Annotated in this window: 14 protein-coding genes and 1 pseudogene; 5 read left to right on the forward strand and 10 right to left on the reverse strand. The window is 66.1% G+C overall.

Features of this window, described 5'->3' with window-relative positions; translation table 11 throughout:
- Nucleotides 1–691: 691 nt before the first annotated feature.
- The 6 genes from rpsA to xseA form a co-directional block, all read right to left on the reverse strand.
- Nucleotides 692–2,422, reverse strand: a complete 1,731-nt coding sequence (gene rpsA / locus ASF08_RS20705) for a 30S ribosomal protein S1 (RefSeq protein ID WP_018043158.1) — start codon at nt 2,420–2,422, stop codon at nt 692–694.
- Between the two features lie 284 nt (nt 2,423–2,706).
- The gene (locus ASF08_RS20710; protein ID WP_056149091.1) at nt 2,707–3,285 is read right to left on the reverse strand and encodes a hypothetical protein; all 579 of its coding nucleotides are present in this window, start codon (nt 3,283–3,285) and stop codon (nt 2,707–2,709) included.
- A 155-nt stretch (nt 3,286–3,440) separates the two neighbouring features.
- On the reverse strand, nt 3,441–4,151 hold the full coding sequence (locus ASF08_RS20715) for a DUF1013 domain-containing protein (protein ID WP_018043156.1): 711 nt from the start codon (nt 4,149–4,151) through the stop codon (nt 3,441–3,443).
- A gap of 225 nt (nt 4,152–4,376) precedes the next feature.
- The gene (locus tag ASF08_RS20720; RefSeq protein ID WP_018043155.1) at nt 4,377–5,321 is read right to left on the reverse strand and encodes a ribose-phosphate pyrophosphokinase; all 945 of its coding nucleotides are present in this window, start codon (nt 5,319–5,321) and stop codon (nt 4,377–4,379) included.
- Between the two features lie 126 nt (nt 5,322–5,447).
- Nucleotides 5,448–5,675 (reverse strand): DUF4170 domain-containing protein, encoded by a 228-nt coding sequence (locus ASF08_RS20725; protein ID WP_018043154.1) that lies wholly within the window; start codon nt 5,673–5,675, stop codon nt 5,448–5,450.
- 171 nt (nt 5,676–5,846) lie between these two features.
- Nucleotides 5,847–7,487, reverse strand: a complete 1,641-nt coding sequence (gene xseA, locus ASF08_RS20730; RefSeq protein ID WP_056149094.1) for an exodeoxyribonuclease VII large subunit — start codon at nt 7,485–7,487, stop codon at nt 5,847–5,849.
- Between the two features lie 565 nt (nt 7,488–8,052).
- On the opposite strand from xseA, the gene purD reads away from it, so the two are divergent.
- Nucleotides 8,053–9,336, forward strand: a complete 1,284-nt coding sequence (gene purD / locus ASF08_RS20740; protein WP_056149096.1) for a phosphoribosylamine--glycine ligase — start codon at nt 8,053–8,055, stop codon at nt 9,334–9,336.
- A gap of 84 nt (nt 9,337–9,420) precedes the next feature.
- Nucleotides 9,421–9,591: a hypothetical protein gene (locus ASF08_RS25425; protein ID WP_018043150.1), complete on the forward strand. Its 171-nt coding sequence runs from the start codon at nt 9,421–9,423 to the stop codon at nt 9,589–9,591.
- 9 nt (nt 9,592–9,600) lie between these two features.
- Here the strand turns inward: ASF08_RS25425 and ASF08_RS20745 are convergent, their stop codons facing one another.
- Complete coding sequence (locus ASF08_RS20745; RefSeq protein WP_056149098.1) at nt 9,601–10,611, reverse strand: glucokinase; 1,011 nt, start codon at nt 10,609–10,611, stop codon at nt 9,601–9,603.
- A gap of 126 nt (nt 10,612–10,737) precedes the next feature.
- On the reverse strand, nt 10,738–11,484 hold the full coding sequence (gene otsB, locus ASF08_RS20750; RefSeq protein WP_056149100.1) for a trehalose-phosphatase: 747 nt from the start codon (nt 11,482–11,484) through the stop codon (nt 10,738–10,740).
- 241 nt (nt 11,485–11,725) lie between these two features.
- Between otsB and ASF08_RS20755 the strand changes: the two genes are divergently transcribed.
- From ASF08_RS20755 to ASF08_RS24340, 3 genes are all read left to right on the forward strand, one after another.
- Nucleotides 11,726–12,220: a DUF427 domain-containing protein gene (locus ASF08_RS20755; RefSeq protein WP_056149243.1), complete on the forward strand. Its 495-nt coding sequence runs from the start codon at nt 11,726–11,728 to the stop codon at nt 12,218–12,220.
- 183 nt (nt 12,221–12,403) lie between these two features.
- Nucleotides 12,404–13,645: a serine hydrolase domain-containing protein gene (locus ASF08_RS20760; RefSeq protein ID WP_244474593.1), complete on the forward strand. Its 1,242-nt coding sequence runs from the start codon at nt 12,404–12,406 to the stop codon at nt 13,643–13,645.
- 164 nt (nt 13,646–13,809) lie between these two features.
- Complete coding sequence (locus ASF08_RS24340) at nt 13,810–14,349, forward strand: hypothetical protein (RefSeq protein ID WP_082473299.1); 540 nt, start codon at nt 13,810–13,812, stop codon at nt 14,347–14,349.
- 19 nt (nt 14,350–14,368) lie between these two features.
- On the opposite strand, the pseudogene ASF08_RS25050 reads toward ASF08_RS24340, so the two are convergent.
- Together ASF08_RS25050 and ASF08_RS25055 are read right to left on the reverse strand one after the other, a co-directional pair.
- Nucleotides 14,369–14,677, reverse strand: a pseudogene (locus ASF08_RS25050) (IS1 family transposase); the annotation flags it as partial.
- A gap of 65 nt (nt 14,678–14,742) precedes the next feature.
- Nucleotides 14,743–14,928 (reverse strand): hypothetical protein, encoded by a 186-nt coding sequence (locus ASF08_RS25055; RefSeq protein ID WP_156629668.1) that lies wholly within the window; start codon nt 14,926–14,928, stop codon nt 14,743–14,745.
- Nucleotide 14,929 lies beyond the last annotated feature (1 nt).

Here is a 14,929-nt window from a genome sequence, read left to right on the forward strand (position 1 = left end):
CATCGGACGGCTGTCCGCCCAGGGCATCGGATCGAGAGGATCGGAGGAGCGCTTCTTCCCAGAGGGCATTCTTGCCCGGTGTGCTGGATTGACCAGTCTGCCGGATCGATGCCTCGCCGATCCCGGTCGGTAAAGGGGTCGGCAGTAGTCTTCCAGCTATTATTTGTCAGTCCGGTGGTGCGATTGGACGTTCTGACTTTCTCTCTGGAACATTTACAGATTAGAGGTCGATACGACGCCTCGGGACTTCGGCTATGTTTCCATGTTCGAGAGGATTCCGCATGGGCAACTCAGCCCTGAACGAGGCGAGCCGGTGCGAAGGGCATCGGCGGCTGCCATCCGCGAAGTGCCAGGGCTGTTTCAGCTGATCGTCGTGCGGCCCGAATGTCCCATCCGGGCTGCCGCTCCGGAATCCCGTCCCGTACCGGCGATGTCTCGAACCGTGGCGTTTTCAGTTCGAGCCGATCCCTCGGTGCCCGCCTCCTAAACGATGGCCCGGAGGGCAACAATCTGTGGCTCGCCGCAATCCGTTCAAATGCCGGGTTTTGAAACCGGCATGTCAGGGCGAGTCCGCTCTAGAGAGAGCGTGTCGAGACGAAGAAACGCCCGCGCGGGAGGCGATCCCACGCGGGCGTTCAGGATGCGATCACCGACTCAAGGGAGTCGGCGACCGTTGATGTCGGCGCCGGATTTAGTCCTGTGCGTCGTCCTTGTCGTCGCTGGTGCGGGCCTTCTTGAAGGCGGCACCGAGGATCTCGCCGAGGGAGGCGCCGGAATCGGCGGAGCCGAACTGGGCCATCGCCTCCTTCTCCTCGGCCATTTCCAGGGCCTTGATCGAGAGCTGGACCCGACGCGCCTTGCGATCGAACTGGATCACGCGGGCATCGAACTTCTCGCCGGCGGCGAAGCGCTCGGGGCGCTGATCGCCACGGTCACGAGCCAGCTCGGCCCGGCGGATGAAGGTGGAGAGGTCGGTGTCGACGATCTTCACCTCGACGCCCGAATCCTTCACTTCCAGCACTTCGCAGGTCACGATCTGACCCTTCTTGAACTCGCCGGCCTCCGTGAAGGGGTCGCCGCCGAGCTGCTTCACGCCGAGCGAGATGCGCTCCTTCTCGACGTCGACGTCGAGAACCTGGGCGCGCAGCATGTCGCCCTTCTTGAACTCCTCGATGACCTGCTCGCCGGGACGGTTCCAGTCGAGATCCGACAGGTGGACCATGCCGTCGACGTCGCCGTCGAGACCGATGAACAGACCGAACTCGGTCTTGTTCTTGACCTCACCCTCGACCTCGGAGCCGACCGGATGCTGCTCGGCGAAGGCCTCCCAGGGGTTCTGGAGGGTCTGCTTGAGGCCGAGCGAGATGCGGCGCTTGACGGGATCGACTTCGAGGATCTGCACTTCCACTTCCTGCGAGGTGGAGACGATCTTGCCCGGATGAACGTTCTTCTTCGTCCAGGACATCTCGGAGACGTGGATCAGGCCTTCGATGCCCGGCTCCAGCTCCACGAAGGCGCCGTAATCGGTGATGTTGGTGACACGGCCCTTGAGCTTGGCGTCGACCGGGTAGCGCTGGGCGATGCCCTCCCACGGATCGGCGAGCAGCTGCTTGATGCCGAGCGAGATGCGGTGGGTCTCGTGGTTGATCTTGATGATCTTGACCTTGACCGTCTGGCCGATGGTCACGACCTCGGACGGATGGTTCACGCGGCGCCACGCCATGTCGGTGACGTGGAGCAGGCCGTCGATGCCGCCGAGATCGACGAAGGCGCCGTACTCGGTGATGTTCTTGACGACGCCGTCGATGACCTGACCCTCTTCGAGGTTGGCCACGAGCTCGGAGCGCTGCTCGGCGCGGCTCTCTTCGAGGACGGTGCGGCGCGACACGACGATGTTGCCGCGGCGGCGATCCATCTTGAGGATCTGGAACGGCTGCGGGGTGCCCAGCAGCGGGGTGACGTCGCGGACGGGACGGATGTCCACCTGCGAGCGCGGCAGGAACGCCACGGCGCCGTCGAGATCGACGGTGTAGCCGCCCTTGACCTGGTTGAAGATCGCGCCGGTGACGCGCTCGTTGGCCTCGAAGGCCTTCTCGAGCTTGACCCAGCTCTCCTCGCGGCGCGCCTTGTCGCGCGAGATGACGGCTTCGCCGAGCGCGTTCTCGATGCGGTCGACATAGACCTCGACCTCGTCGCCGACGGCGAGTTCGCCTTCGCGGCCGGGGCCGTTGAATTCCTTGAGGGCGACACGGCCTTCCGTCTTGGCGCCGATGTCGATGACGGCCACGTCCTTCTCGATCGCGACGACGCGACCCTTGACGACGGAACCTTCGGTGATCTCGTGCTCGAGGAAGCTCTCCTCGAGGAGAGCCGCGAAGTCGTCGCGGCTCGGGTTACGCTGCAGGGCGCTACCAGCGGTCATTCTGTCTCCTGACAGGCCTCATGATCGAGGCCGGCGTCGGCGGTTCGTGTGACGGGGCACCCTCGGCGATCGCCGCCCGCGCGCCCCCTGGAGGACTCGACAGGCTCACCCCCCGCAGGAGGGCCGACGCAATCTGGAACAATGGTCGAGGGCCATTCCCCAACGGGTCGATGGCGGGACGAAAAGCCCGCGCACAGTCGAATCCGAAGGGAGGACGGCGCTGCCATAACCGATCGCGTCCGTTTCGGCAACAGAACGCTTGCGATCCGCGCGGGAGGATGCGTTCACGTAAGCATCCAGCGCGGCGTATCGGCGTGGCGCAGCCAGATCGCGGAGGCGACCGAGAGCGCCTCGATCGGCATCTCCACGTCGCCGCGGCCCTTGTCCCAGAGTTCGATGCCGGAAAAGCCGACCTTGCGGATCGTCAGCCACGCGCCGAAGGGGAATGTCGCGTCGGTACCCTGGCCGGGGCCGAAACATTCCTCGAAGGCCAGGGGATCGATCATCATCTGATCGTATTTCCGGAGGTGCTCAACCATCGAGACCTTGGATCGGAACAGGATGCGGTCGCGGATATGGGACGAGAAACACGGCTCGTATTCCGTCAGCGTCATCCGGAGCTTGCCTCCGATGCGCAGATAAGGCGGATTCGGCCCGGCCTCGCTGAAGTTGAGCAGGCTCCAGCCTTCCTCATTCATCAGTGATTCGGCCAGCGTCACCGGTTCCGATGCCCCCAGTCGCGGATCGGCGTCGCGAGCCGCCGTATCGGGGCCGGTTCCCGTGGCCAGCATGTCGGACCCGATCGTGTGGCCGCCCGGCTCGTATTCCGCCACGTCGTGTGCCGTCTCGTGAGAGGCCATCATTCGCCCCGTAAAAGTGTCCCCGGCAATCGAGGGCGATCAATATTGCGCATTTTCTCATGCTTGGCGATCATGCAGCGCACCAACATGACAAAAGCGCCGCAACAGCGGCGCCTCCGGTAGTATGTCTGTCGGTTGGCGGACGCCAGACGCGACGATTATTCCTCGTCTTCGTCCTCGGTGCTGCGCATGCCCTTGAGCTTGGCGAAGACCGAATCCGCGTTGAGCTTCTCGTCGCGCTCGTTGCGGTGATGCTCGTCGGCTTCCTCGAAATTGCCGGCCGTGGAGACTTCGGTGGGCAGCAGGGTCGCGCCGGCATCGGTCGGCAAGACCGCCGGGCGGTCCTTGGCGGCGCGCTGGACTTCGAAATCGAGGTCGATCTGCGTGCAGAGGCCGAGGGTCACCGGGTCCATCGGCTGCAGCGAGCCGGAATTCCAGTGGGTCCGCTCACGAATCTGCTGGATCGTCGACTTGGTGGTGCCGACGAGGCGGATGACCTGCGCGTCCTTGAGTTCGGGATGATTGCGCAGCAGCCAGAGGATGGCGTTCGGCCGATCCTGACGGCGCGACAGCGGGGTGTAGCGCGGACCCTTGGTGGTGCGCTTGACCTCGGGCAGCTTCACCTTCGAAACAGCCACCTTGAGCTTGTAGTTGGGGGCCTTCTGCGCCTTCTCGATCTCGTCGCGGGTGAGCTGCCCGGTGGTGATCGGGTCGAGGCCCTTGATCCCCGCCGCGACTTCGCCATCGGCGATGCCCTTCACTTCGAGGGGGTGCAGCTTGCAGAAATCGGCGATCTGCTCGAAGGCGAGGGACGTGTTCTCGACCAGCCAGACGGCGGTCGCCTTCGGCATCAGCGGACCTTGGGACATGCTCTGTGGCTCCGACGTTAGCGGGGGAACGGGCGGCGCCGGGCATCGGTCCGCAGGCTCCGGATCAGTCGATCCGGAAGTCCCGTCTCACGCTCTCAAAAGGGGATCAGCGTATATAGGCGGCTGCCGGAGGGCGCGCAATTGCCTTCACGTCCGGTCGTCGACGATGGACAGCCGGATACGCCCGCTCTCCCCCGTCGATTGGCAGCCGTGCGGCGTCGACCGTCAGACGAACAGGCTCGAGACGCTCGATTCCGTCGCGGTCCGGCCGATGGCCTCGCCGAGGAGCGGAGCGATGGTGGCGACGCGGATATTGCGGGCGAGCTTGACCGCCTGCGTCGGCTGGATCGAATCGGTGATCACCAATTCCTTCATCCGCGAGGCGGCGATGCGGGAGACCGCCCCGCCCGAGAGCACGCCATGGGTGATGTAGGCCGACACGTCCTTGGCGCCGGCGTTGAGCAGGGCCTCGGCCGCGTTCACCAGGGTGCCGCCGGAATCGACGATGTCGTCGACGAGGATGCAGGACCGACCCTCGACCTCGCCGATGATGTTCATGACCTCCGATTCACCCGGGCGCTCGCGACGCTTGTCGACGATGGCCAACGTCGCGTCGATGCGCTTGGCGATGGCGCGGGCGCGGACCACGCCGCCCACATCGGGGGAGACCACCATCCATTCCTTCGGGTCTAGTCGTTCCTTGATGTCGCGCACGATCACCGGGGCAGCGAAGAGGTTGTCGGTGGGAATGTCGAAGAAGCCCTGGATCTGCCCCGCATGGAGATCGAGGGTCATCACCCGGTCGGCGCCGGCCTCGGTGATGAGGTTGGCCACGAGCTTGGCCGAGATCGGGGTGCGGCCGGAGGTGCGCCGGTCCTGCCGGGCATAGCCGAAATAGGGGATCACCGCCGTGATGCGCCGCGCCGAGGAGCGCCGCGCCGCGTCGATCATGATGAGCAGTTCCATCAGGTGATCGTTGGCGGGGAAGGAGGTCGACTGCACGATGAAGACGTCCTCGCCGCGGACGTTCTCCTGGAGTTCGACGAAGATCTCCATGTCCGCGAAGCGGCGGACCATGCACTTGGCCAGGGGAAGCTCGAGATAGGCGGAGATCGCCTCCGCCAGCGGACGGCTGGAATTTCCAGCGATGATCTTGATCGAGGACTTCATGCCGCCGTCTTCATCTCTCGATTCCTGCGCCGCGCCGGATACCGGCCCCTCGGCGCGGCACCCCTTACAGCCCCCGACCCGGTGTCACAATGCCTTCACCGATCATTGAGGGCTGCCCTGCACAGATCACGGCTCCAACAGGCGATGGAGGTGGACGATGAAATAGCGCGTCTGAGCGCTGTCGACGGTGGCCTGCGCCTTGGATTTCCAGGCGCTCTGCGCGGAGGCATAGTCTGGAAAGATTCCGACGATGTCGAGCCCCTTCACATCGCGGAAGTTGATGCCTTCGAGGTTCTCGAGCTCGCCGCCGAAGACGAGATGCAGCTTCTGTCCGCTATCGATCGTGGTGGTCATCGTCTCTCCTTGGCAGGCCGTGGGGCCGCTGGCACGGGGTGGGATCGAGGGTGCGGGCCGACATTCGGCGCCGCGCTTTAGCGGTGTTCGCGACGCGAAGCGAGATGCCGCATGTCGGCAAGCATCCGCCGGGCCAAGAGTCACGGCCCCGCCATGCGCCGGCCACGGGACTCACAGTTCGAACAGGGATTGCTGAGGCGGGGCCTCCGCCGGCTTTCGCGGCTGCCGCTTGCGCTTCGACGGCCCCTCCCCGCCGGGCGCCGTATCGTCCGCGGCCTCGGACCGGGCGAACCGCGTCCCGTCCGCGAATTCGAGCCCGAGCCGCTGGCCCGGCGTCACCGAGGCGGCGGCGCGGATCGGGGCTCCGTCCTCGTCGCGGACCAGGGCGAAGCCGCGCGCCAGGACGGCGCGGTAGCTCAGCGTGCCGAGGAGTGCCGCGAAATTGCCGAGCCTGTCGCTCCGCCGCTCTAGCAGGCGGCGGATTGCCTGGTCGAGCCGGGTATCGAGGGCGCCCAGGCGCTCGAAGCGGCGGGCGGTCTCCGTGCGGGCACGGATGAGGGTCTGTTCGCGGGCGACGACGAGGCGCCGTCCGAGATAGCCCAGCGCCTCGCTTTTACGTGTCGCATAGTTCTGCAAGGCGGAACGAGGGCGGTCCGCGACGAGGGCGAGGCGGCCGCGCGCCTGGGCCAGCCGCAATCCCGGCGGGTGCCGCCCGAGCCGATCGATCAGGCGGCCGAACCGCGCCCGGTGATCGCGCGCATTGCCGGCCAGCGCGGGCATGAGCCGGGCCTCGGCGAGGTCGAGGCGTTGGCGTTTTCCCGCGAGGAAGGCATCCGCTCCCGGCATGGCACGCAGGAGCGCGCGCAGGTCGGAGCCTTCGCGGTCGAGCTTGCGCCGGACGGCTTCGCCCTGGCGGTGGCCGAGGTCGCGGATCTCGGCGACGAGATCGGCGCGGACCGGCACGGCCATCTCGGCGGCGCCCGTCGGCGTCGGTGCGCGGCGATCCGAGACGAAATCGATGAGGGTGGTGTCGGTCTCGTGGCCCACCGCCGAGATCAGGGGGATGGTGCTCTCCGAGGCGGCGCGGACCACGATCTCCTCGTTGAACGCCCATAGATCCTCGATCGAGCCGCCGCCCCGCGCGACGATGAGCACGTCCGGCCTTGGGATCGCGCCGTCCGGCGGGAGCGCGTTGAAGCCGCGGATGGCGGCGGCGATCTCTTCGGCCGCCCCCTCCCCCTGGACGCGCACGGGCCAGACCAGGACCGGCCGGGGGAAACGGTCTTCCAGCCGGTGAAGGATGTCCCGGATGACGGCGCCGGTGGGCGAGGTCACCACTCCGACGACCCGCGGGAGATAGGGAATGGCGCGCTTGCGATCCGCGGCAAACAGGCCTTCCGCCGAGAGGACGCGCTTGCGCTCCTCCAGCAAGGCCATCCAGGCACCGATCCCGGCCGGTTCGAGGCTCTCGACGACGATCTGGTAGGACGACTTGCCGGCAAAAGTCGTGATGCGCCCGGTGGCGACGACCTCCAGCCCCTCCTGGGGGCGCTGGCGCAGGCGGTTGAAGGTTCCCTTCCACACCACAGCGTCGATGCGGGCGGTGCCGTCTTTGAGCGAGAAATACGCGTGTCCGGAACCGTGCTGGCCGCGATAGCCGGAGATTTCGCCGCGCAGCCGGACATGGCCGAACGCGTCTTCCAGCGTCCGTTTCAGGGCCGAGGCGAGGTCCCCCACCGACCATTCCGGCGCGTTGGAGACGGCCGGTGTCGGGGCGGCAGGATTTGAAACAGGGGGAGGAACGAGGGCCATGGCGCGGGGACGCTAGGCCGGGTCGGCACGCGGGTAAACCCCGTCGTGGTCGGTCAGAACATCAGAGCCAGCAGGAGGATGCCCGACAGCACGGGAGCGATGCCGATGGCGAGCGCCCAGGGCCAGAAGCCCGGGATGTGCGGGGGACGGTTGTCGTTGACGGGTCTCACCGAGGGTCGGCCACTCACGAGGAACTGCGACAAACGCAGGCCCGACCCGGTTTGCGGGACGATCGGGAGAGCAGTGGAGTGGCGACATCCTGGCATGACGATGTTCAACCCGCAGACGGCCCGTATCGTTCCTGCGACGGCCATCGATTGCGTGAGGTCGGAAGCGGTAATTAGAGCATCGATGCGAACGGCGCGCCAGGGCCTCCGTGAGCGCCTGCCTCGCGGGAAGACTGTCCATCTCTCGCTTTTCGGGGGAAACCCTGTGCGGGAAGGCCCGCCGCCCTGCGCTGCGGGCCTTCGAGGATGCTATGTTTCGGACCGACCGTTCGCTACCTGGCCACTCGCGCCGGCTCCGGCATCCCGGCATGCCTTCTGCGTCTTTCGAAGCGTGACTTATGAACATCCTCCTCATCGGCTCCGGCGGACGCGAACATGCCCTGGCTTACGCCATCGCCAAGAGCCCGCTCTGCTCCCGCCTGTTCACGGCCCCGGGCAATCCGGGTACGGCCGAATACGGCGAGAACCGTCCCGATCTCGCGGTCACCGACCATGAGGCGGTGAGGCGGTTCTGTGAGACCGCCGAGATCGGCCTCGTGGTGGTCGGGCCCGAGGCGCCCCTCGTGGCGGGCCTCGTGGACGATCTCCAGGCGGCGGGCATCCGCGCCTTCGGGCCGACGAGGGCGGCGGCGCAGCTCGAAGGCTCGAAGGGCTTCACCAAGGATCTCTGCGCCGAGCGCGGCATCCCGACCGCCGCCTTCGCCCGCTTCACCGAGCGGGACGCCGCCCTCGCCTACCTGGCGCAATCCGGTGCGCCCATCGTGGTGAAGGCCGATGGGCTCGCCGCCGGCAAGGGCGTCGTGGTGGCGGAGACCCTGGAGCAGGCCGAGAGCGCGGTCCGCTCCATGCTCGGCGAGCCGGGCGCCGAGATCGTCATCGAGGAATGCCTGTTCGGGGAGGAGGCGAGCTTCTTCGCCCTCTGCGACGGCACGAACGCGGTGCCGATCGGGACGGCGCAGGACCATAAGCGCGTGTTCGACGGGGATCGCGGCCCGAATACCGGTGGCATGGGCGCCTATTCCCCGGCCACCATCCTGACGCCCGCCCTCGAACGGGAGGTGATGGACACGATCATCGCCCCGACGCTCGCCGGGATGCGGGAGCGCGGGACGCCCTTCACCGGCATCCTCTATGCCGGCCTGATGCTGACGGCCGATGGCCCGAAGCTCATCGAGTACAACACCCGCTTCGGCGACCCCGAGGCGCAGGTGCTGATGCCCCGTCTCGCCTCCGATCTGGTGCCGGCCCTGCTCGCCGCCTGCGAGGGCGACGTCACCGGCATCGCGCTGCAATTCGACGCGCATCGCGCGGCCCTGACCGTGGTGATGGCGGCGGCCGGTTACCCCGGCGCGGTGATGCGCGGTTCGACGATCCGGGGGATCGCCGAAGCCGGCGCCAGCAACGCGGTCATCGTGTTCCAGGCCGGCACGCGGGCGGAGAATGGCCGCATCGTCGCCGATGGCGGCCGGGTGCTGGCGGTGACGGCCATTGGCGACAGCATGATGGAGGCCCAGGCCCGCGCCTATGCGGCGGTGTCGCGGATCGACTGGCCCGAGGGCTTCTGCCGCCGGGACATCGGTCGGCGGGCCGTGGCCCGCGAAGTGGCGGGGGACGGCATCTGACGACGCCGCGCCCTTGAAATTGCGGGCGCCCGCTCATCTTGCTCGGTGGCGGCCGGTATTGCGCCGGCGCGGAGGAATCGACCGATGGGCTACGTCTCGAAGACCGTAATGGAAGAGGGCAAGGCCGCCAAGATCGCGGGCCAGCCGGATGGGTCCAACCCCTACCCCGCCGGATCGCAGAACAGCGCCGACTGGCTCGAAGGCTACACCTACGACGAGGCGGAGCAGAACGTCGACAACGACTCGGACGAGTAGCCGCCCGGTTCAGTCCTTGGTCCAGACTTGCCCGTGATAGACGAACACCCCTGGCCGGTTGGCCAGGGCGGCGAGACCGGAAAAGGCCGGGTCCTGAACCGAGATCACGCTGGTGGGGATCGCCTCCATCTGCGTGACGAAGGGCGGCTTGTGCTCGAAGGACCGCCGGAAATCGCCCTTCTTCAGGATGGGCAGGATCCGCGGGGCGATGCCGCCGCCGATATAGACGCCGCCCGTGGCGAGGAAGGTCAGGGCGAGGTCGCCGCAGACCCGTCCGAGCAGTTTGGCGAACAGGGTGACGGCCTCGGCCGCAACCGGGTCGCTGCCGTCGATACCCGTATCGGTCACCTTGGCGGGCTCGGCATCCGCCGCCTCCCGCCCGGTTCGCGCGAGATGGATCGCCTTGTAGAGCCGTGCGAGGCCGGGTCCCGAGAGTAGCGCCTCCACCGTCACCCGCCCCTCGATACGCTCAACATGCCGCCAGATCTCCTCCTCGGCCGCATCGGCGGGGCCGAAATCCACATGGCCGGCCTCCGTGGAGACGATGGCGAGATGATCCGCGTAAGCGATCACGGCCGCTGCGCCGAACCCGGTTCCGGGGCCGAGGACGAGCCTCGTCCCCTGGTCGCCCTTCAGCCCGCCATCGCGATAAGGGCCGATCGGCGTCAGGTCGGTGGGGGCGATATCCACGGCGCCGGCGGCGACGGGGACGTAATCGTTGACGACCACCGCCCGCGAGAGGCCGAAATCCCCGCCGATCCGCGCGCCTTCGATGATCCAGTTCGCATTGGTGAGACGGACGGCGGGGCCATCGATCCGGGCGGCGACCGCCAGGATCGTCGAGCGCGGGGCCGGTCCGTCATACTTTTCGAGAACGGAGCGGATCGCGGCGCTCGGGTCGGGGAAGGCGTTGGTCGGGACATGGCCGACGATCTCCGCCCCGGCGCCCGCCTCCGGCACGAGTGCGAAGCGGGCATTGGTGCCGCCGATATCGCCGACGAGGACCGGGAACTCGAACATGCGTGCGGTTGTCCTTCGCGCTGGAATCCGGGGTTTCACATCTCTCCCGCCCTCGAGGCGGGTGCGGGGCGTCACAGTCAGGTCTGCGGCACCGGCCCCGATGCGGGATCGCGGCCGGTCGCGCCCTCAGGCGGGCGGCAGGGCGTCGGGGTCGATCGGCGCGCCGTCGGCCCAGGCATAGATCAGCGCGCGCACCGCATCGGGATCGGTGAGGCGCCGCGTGGCGATGGTGTCGCTGCCGCCGATGCGGACGCTGACCCCGCCCTCCTCGTTGACCACGGCGAAGGCCTTCTCGTCGGTGAGGTCGTCGCCCAGGAACATCGCGCGGCGGCCGGCATAGGGCGGCGCCTCGGACAGGGCGCGGATGGCATGGCCCTTGGTGGCCGAGGCCGGGACGATCTCGCCGACCGCCTTGCCCAGCTGCAGCCGGTAATCGGCGCCGAGATCGGAAGCGGCCGCCTTCACGGCCTCCTCGGCCTTCGCGGCGTCGGTGGGCGTGGCGAGGCGCCAATGCACCGCGACGGAAGCGCCTTTGTCCTCGATCAGCACGGATTCGAGGTCGCGCACGGCGTCCTTCAACCCCGCGATGCGGGCGCGCAGGGCGGGATGATCCTCGGCGCTGCCTCCCGACACCACCCCGTCGACCCGCCGCTCGACCCCGTGAAGCCCGGCGACATCGAACCTGGCGGGCGAGAGGAAGTCGTCGATCACCGCGATGGGGCGGCCGGTGACGATGGCGAGCGCCCCGCCGAGCCGGTCCCGCAAGCGCAGGAGCGCGGGCGCGAGCTCTTGGGGCACCACCACCTGGTCGGGTCGCGGAGCGATCTCCACCAGGGTGCCGTCGAAATCGAGAAAGAGGGCGAAATCCGTCACAGGCAGTGTCCCAGGGCATCTGGTTCGGGATGGCCGGCTCACCGAGACGGCCGATCCATCGGAGCGGCCGAATGTCTATCGTCCGCGTCGCGAGCCGGGCTAGCATGGCCCGCGCCACGCGCAAACGCCGCGTCTCGAATATCGCCTCCGTGCCGGCCCCCGCCGCGAAAACGGTCTCCCGTTTCCGGGAGGGTGTTCTCCCGGCAAACCCTTGATAAAAATTAGAAATTGGATGATTCCGATGCACCCGACCCCCCTGCCCTTCGGTCCCGGCCAGGAAAGCGTGTGGGATTATCCCCGGCCGCCTCGGTTGGAGCGCGTGGCCCGGCGCCTGCGCGTGGTCTTCGCCGGTGCCACCGTCGCCGACACGGTGGCCGGGTACCGCGTGCTGGAGACCAGCCACCCGCCGACCTATTACCTGCCCCCCGGCGATGTGGCCGACGGCGTGCTCGGGCCGCCCACCATGGCGGGGATCTGCGAATGGAAGGGCCGCGCCGTCCTCTTCGATGTCGTGGCCGGCGGCCATCGGGCACCGGGCGCGGCCTGGGCCTACCCGGCACCCACACCGGATTTTATGGCCATTGCCGGCTTCGTCGCCTTTTATGCCGGGGCGATGGAGGCCTGTTTCGTCGATGACGTGAGAGTCGAGCCGCAGCCCGGCGGCTTTTATGGCGGCTGGATCACGCCGGAGATCGTCGGCCCGTTCAAGGGCGGGCCGGGCAGCATGGGCTGGTGAGCGCCATGGACCGCGCTTTCGATGCGTTACGCGACGGCCCTTCGATGCGCCATGCGACGGCTCTTCGGCGTTCGACCGACAGCCGGCAAATACCGGTACCCATGGCGCCGAACGATGCTCTAAAGGCCGGGCTCAGGTTCGACGAGACGGCCGCCCGAGGGCGGTGAAGACGGAGAGGCGCGCATGCAGGACACCCCGGTTCAGGACTTGCCCGTCACCGACCCCAAAACCCTCGGCCTCTGCCCCGAGCGGCTCGAGCGGGTCGATGGCTGGATGCGCAGGCTGGTGGCCGAGGGCAAGCTCGCCGGCCTCTCGGTGATGCTGTCGCGGCGCGGGCAGACCGCCTTCTTCCGCGCCCATGGTCTCGCCGACATCGCCCGCGCGACGCCCTTTGCCGCCGATACGATCACCCGCATCTACTCGATGACGAAGCCGCTGACCTCGGTGGCGGTGATGATGCTCTACGAGGAGGGGCGCTTCCAGCTCGACGACCCGATCACCCGCTTCCTGCCCGAATTTACCGACATGCGGGTTTTCACCGGCGGCAACCGGGTGAAGGCCGAGACCGTGCCGGCCGAGCGCCCGATCACCATCCGCGACTGCCTCACCCATACGGCGGGCTTCACCTACGGCTTCATGGAGGCGACCCTCGTCGATGCGCTCTACCGGCAGAACGGCGTCGATTTCGGCGAAAACCAGGATGCGAGCCTCGCCGAGGTGGTCGCCCGGCTGGCGCGCCAGCCCCTCCTCGCCCAGCCCGGAGCGGAGTGGAACTACAGCGTCGCCACCGACCTCCTCGGCCACCTCGTCGCGGTGGTCTCGGGCCAGGAGTTCGGCGATTTCCTGAAGACGAGGGTGATCGACCCGCTCGGCATGGTCGACACGGATTTCCACGTGCCCGCCGACAAGGTCTCCCGGCTGGCGGCCAATTACAGCCTGTTCCGCGACCGCAGCCTCAAGCTCTACGACGATGCGGTGGGAAGCCGCTTCGCCTCAAAACCCGCGATCGCCTCCGGCGGGGGCGGCCTCGTCTCGACCGCGTCGGACTACATGCGCTTCTGCCGCTTCATCCTCGGGCGCGGCACCCTCGACGGCGTGCGGCTCCTGGGCCGCAAGACGGTGGAGCTGATGCTGATGAACCATCTGGGCGGCGACCTCGCCTCGATGGGCCAGCCGCGCTTCTCCGAATCCTCCTATACCGGAATCGGCTTCGGGCTCGGATTCTCGGTCATGCTCGACCCGGCGCGGGCCCAGATCGTCGGCACCCCCGGCGAGGTCGCCTGGGGCGGCTTGGCCAGCACCTCGTTCTGGATCGACCCGGCCGAAGACCTCGCCGTGGTGATGCTGGCCCAGCTCATCCCTTCCTCGGCCCTGCCGATCAGACGGGAATTGCGGGTGCTGACCTACGCCGCGCTGGTGGAGTGAGGCGGCGTCAAGAGGTCTGTCTACTTAGTAGTGAGTCAGTTTGAAAATAATGACACACGGGCTGGCTGTTACTAAACGGGCAACGTAAGAACGCCGAAGTATCAAAATGACCGTATCGTGGGACGACGTGTCTTTGAAGGAGCTTCCTTAAGATGATATGATTTATGGAAAAATCAAATTTTAATGATTGGCTAAAAGGCAATATGCACAAACAAAAGGTATTGATACCCGAGTTGGTGGCTCGAACCGGCATATCATGCGCGGGCATATGGAACATCGTAAATTTTAAAAACCAGTCTCCTAGGAATGAGACAAGAGCTAAGCTCGCGCAGGCTCTAAATGAGTTTATTCCTGCTGAAGTAGAAATACAAATCGAGAGGAAGGCTGTAGCAGTCTTTGGGTTGTCATGGTTGGATTTTACGCCTAGCGATCTTCAGGTCATCCCTCAAGCTGGCGGGTTATACATTATTTACGACACTACAGATCGGCTGGTCTATGTCGGAATGTCGAAAGCTAACATTCGGGCTCGTGTAAAATATCCCCAAACGCGTTTCTTGTTCAAACAACCGCTCATTATGAGAGGCGCGTTTTTAAGAATACACGATCCGGAACTGTGCTTAAAAATTGAAACGATATTGATTAAATTTCTTGGAGAGCATGCCCTTCTCGATGTAAAAGGCGCTATTAGCAATTTTGAAAACTAGACAGCTGCACACTCATCCTGTCACGACCGCCGATCAAGTAAGACAGGACGAGCTTGCTGTCGGCGTCTATGGCTGGCCACGTCCATGTGTCGCCAGTACCGCCCAGTGCCACCACAGCGGCCACTACGTTCTTTTTCTTGGCGTAGGTGAAGCTCCAGCTTTTATTGATCAGGGCCTGCCTTGCCTGAACGTTGCGGACGTGCTCGTCGTGGTAGGCGGCGCAGGCTTTGCCGGCGTCCACCAGCAGTTTGGAGATTGTGTTCTTGCTGACTCATGTCAGTCGTGTAACAGCGAAGATCGAATTACCCTCACACAGAAGGTGCAGTATGCGCGCGGTCGGAAGCGAAGAACTCGTTCATCGCCCCCATCGATATGCCCCTTAACGCTTAACGTTCAAGCATTCTGCGATTTTTTCAATTCGGCCTTTCGGCGTGACTGACCGGCCGCAATCATTCGCTCCACTGTAATAAGCGAGGCTTGCAAAGGAGTGAGCATATCATCGCTCTTATCCTCAATCGGTAGCGACGCTTTAGTTCTGCCGACAACCACCGGCTCTGTAGCTTTCCGATGATAGCGCATT

The organism is Methylobacterium sp. Leaf85, from assembly GCF_001422125.1.
In the GTDB taxonomy this organism is placed as follows: domain Bacteria; phylum Pseudomonadota; class Alphaproteobacteria; order Rhizobiales; family Beijerinckiaceae; genus Methylobacterium; species Methylobacterium bullatum.

Bases quoted from the DNA above. Each gene is read 5' to 3' on its own strand.
- rpsA (WP_018043158.1), bottom strand. From the start codon at position 2,422: ATGACCGCTGGTAGCGCCCTGCAGCGTAACCCGAGCCGCGACGACTTC.
- ASF08_RS20710 (WP_056149091.1), bottom strand. From the start codon at position 3,285: ATGATGGCCTCTCACGAGACGGCACACGACGTGGCGGAATACGAGCCG.
- ASF08_RS20715 (WP_018043156.1), bottom strand. From the start codon at position 4,151: ATGTCCCAAGGTCCGCTGATGCCGAAGGCGACCGCCGTCTGGCTGGTC.
- ASF08_RS20720 (WP_018043155.1), bottom strand. From the start codon at position 5,321: ATGAAGTCCTCGATCAAGATCATCGCTGGAAATTCCAGCCGTCCGCTG.
- ASF08_RS20725 (WP_018043154.1), bottom strand. From the start codon at position 5,675: ATGACCACCACGATCGATAGCGGACAGAAGCTGCATCTCGTCTTCGGC.
- xseA (WP_056149094.1), bottom strand. From the start codon at position 7,487: ATGGCCCTCGTTCCTCCCCCTGTTTCAAATCCTGCCGCCCCGACACCG.
- purD (WP_056149096.1), top strand. From the start codon at position 8,053: ATGAACATCCTCCTCATCGGCTCCGGCGGACGCGAACATGCCCTGGCT.
- ASF08_RS25425 (WP_018043150.1), top strand. From the start codon at position 9,421: ATGGGCTACGTCTCGAAGACCGTAATGGAAGAGGGCAAGGCCGCCAAG.
- ASF08_RS20745 (WP_056149098.1), bottom strand. From the start codon at position 10,611: ATGTTCGAGTTCCCGGTCCTCGTCGGCGATATCGGCGGCACCAATGCC.
- ASF08_RS20755 (WP_056149243.1), top strand. From the start codon at position 11,726: ATGCACCCGACCCCCCTGCCCTTCGGTCCCGGCCAGGAAAGCGTGTGG.
- ASF08_RS20760 (WP_244474593.1), top strand. From the start codon at position 12,404: ATGCAGGACACCCCGGTTCAGGACTTGCCCGTCACCGACCCCAAAACC.
- ASF08_RS24340 (WP_082473299.1), top strand. From the start codon at position 13,810: ATGGAAAAATCAAATTTTAATGATTGGCTAAAAGGCAATATGCACAAA.
- ASF08_RS25055 (WP_156629668.1), bottom strand. From the start codon at position 14,928: ATGCGCTATCATCGGAAAGCTACAGAGCCGGTGGTTGTCGGCAGAACT.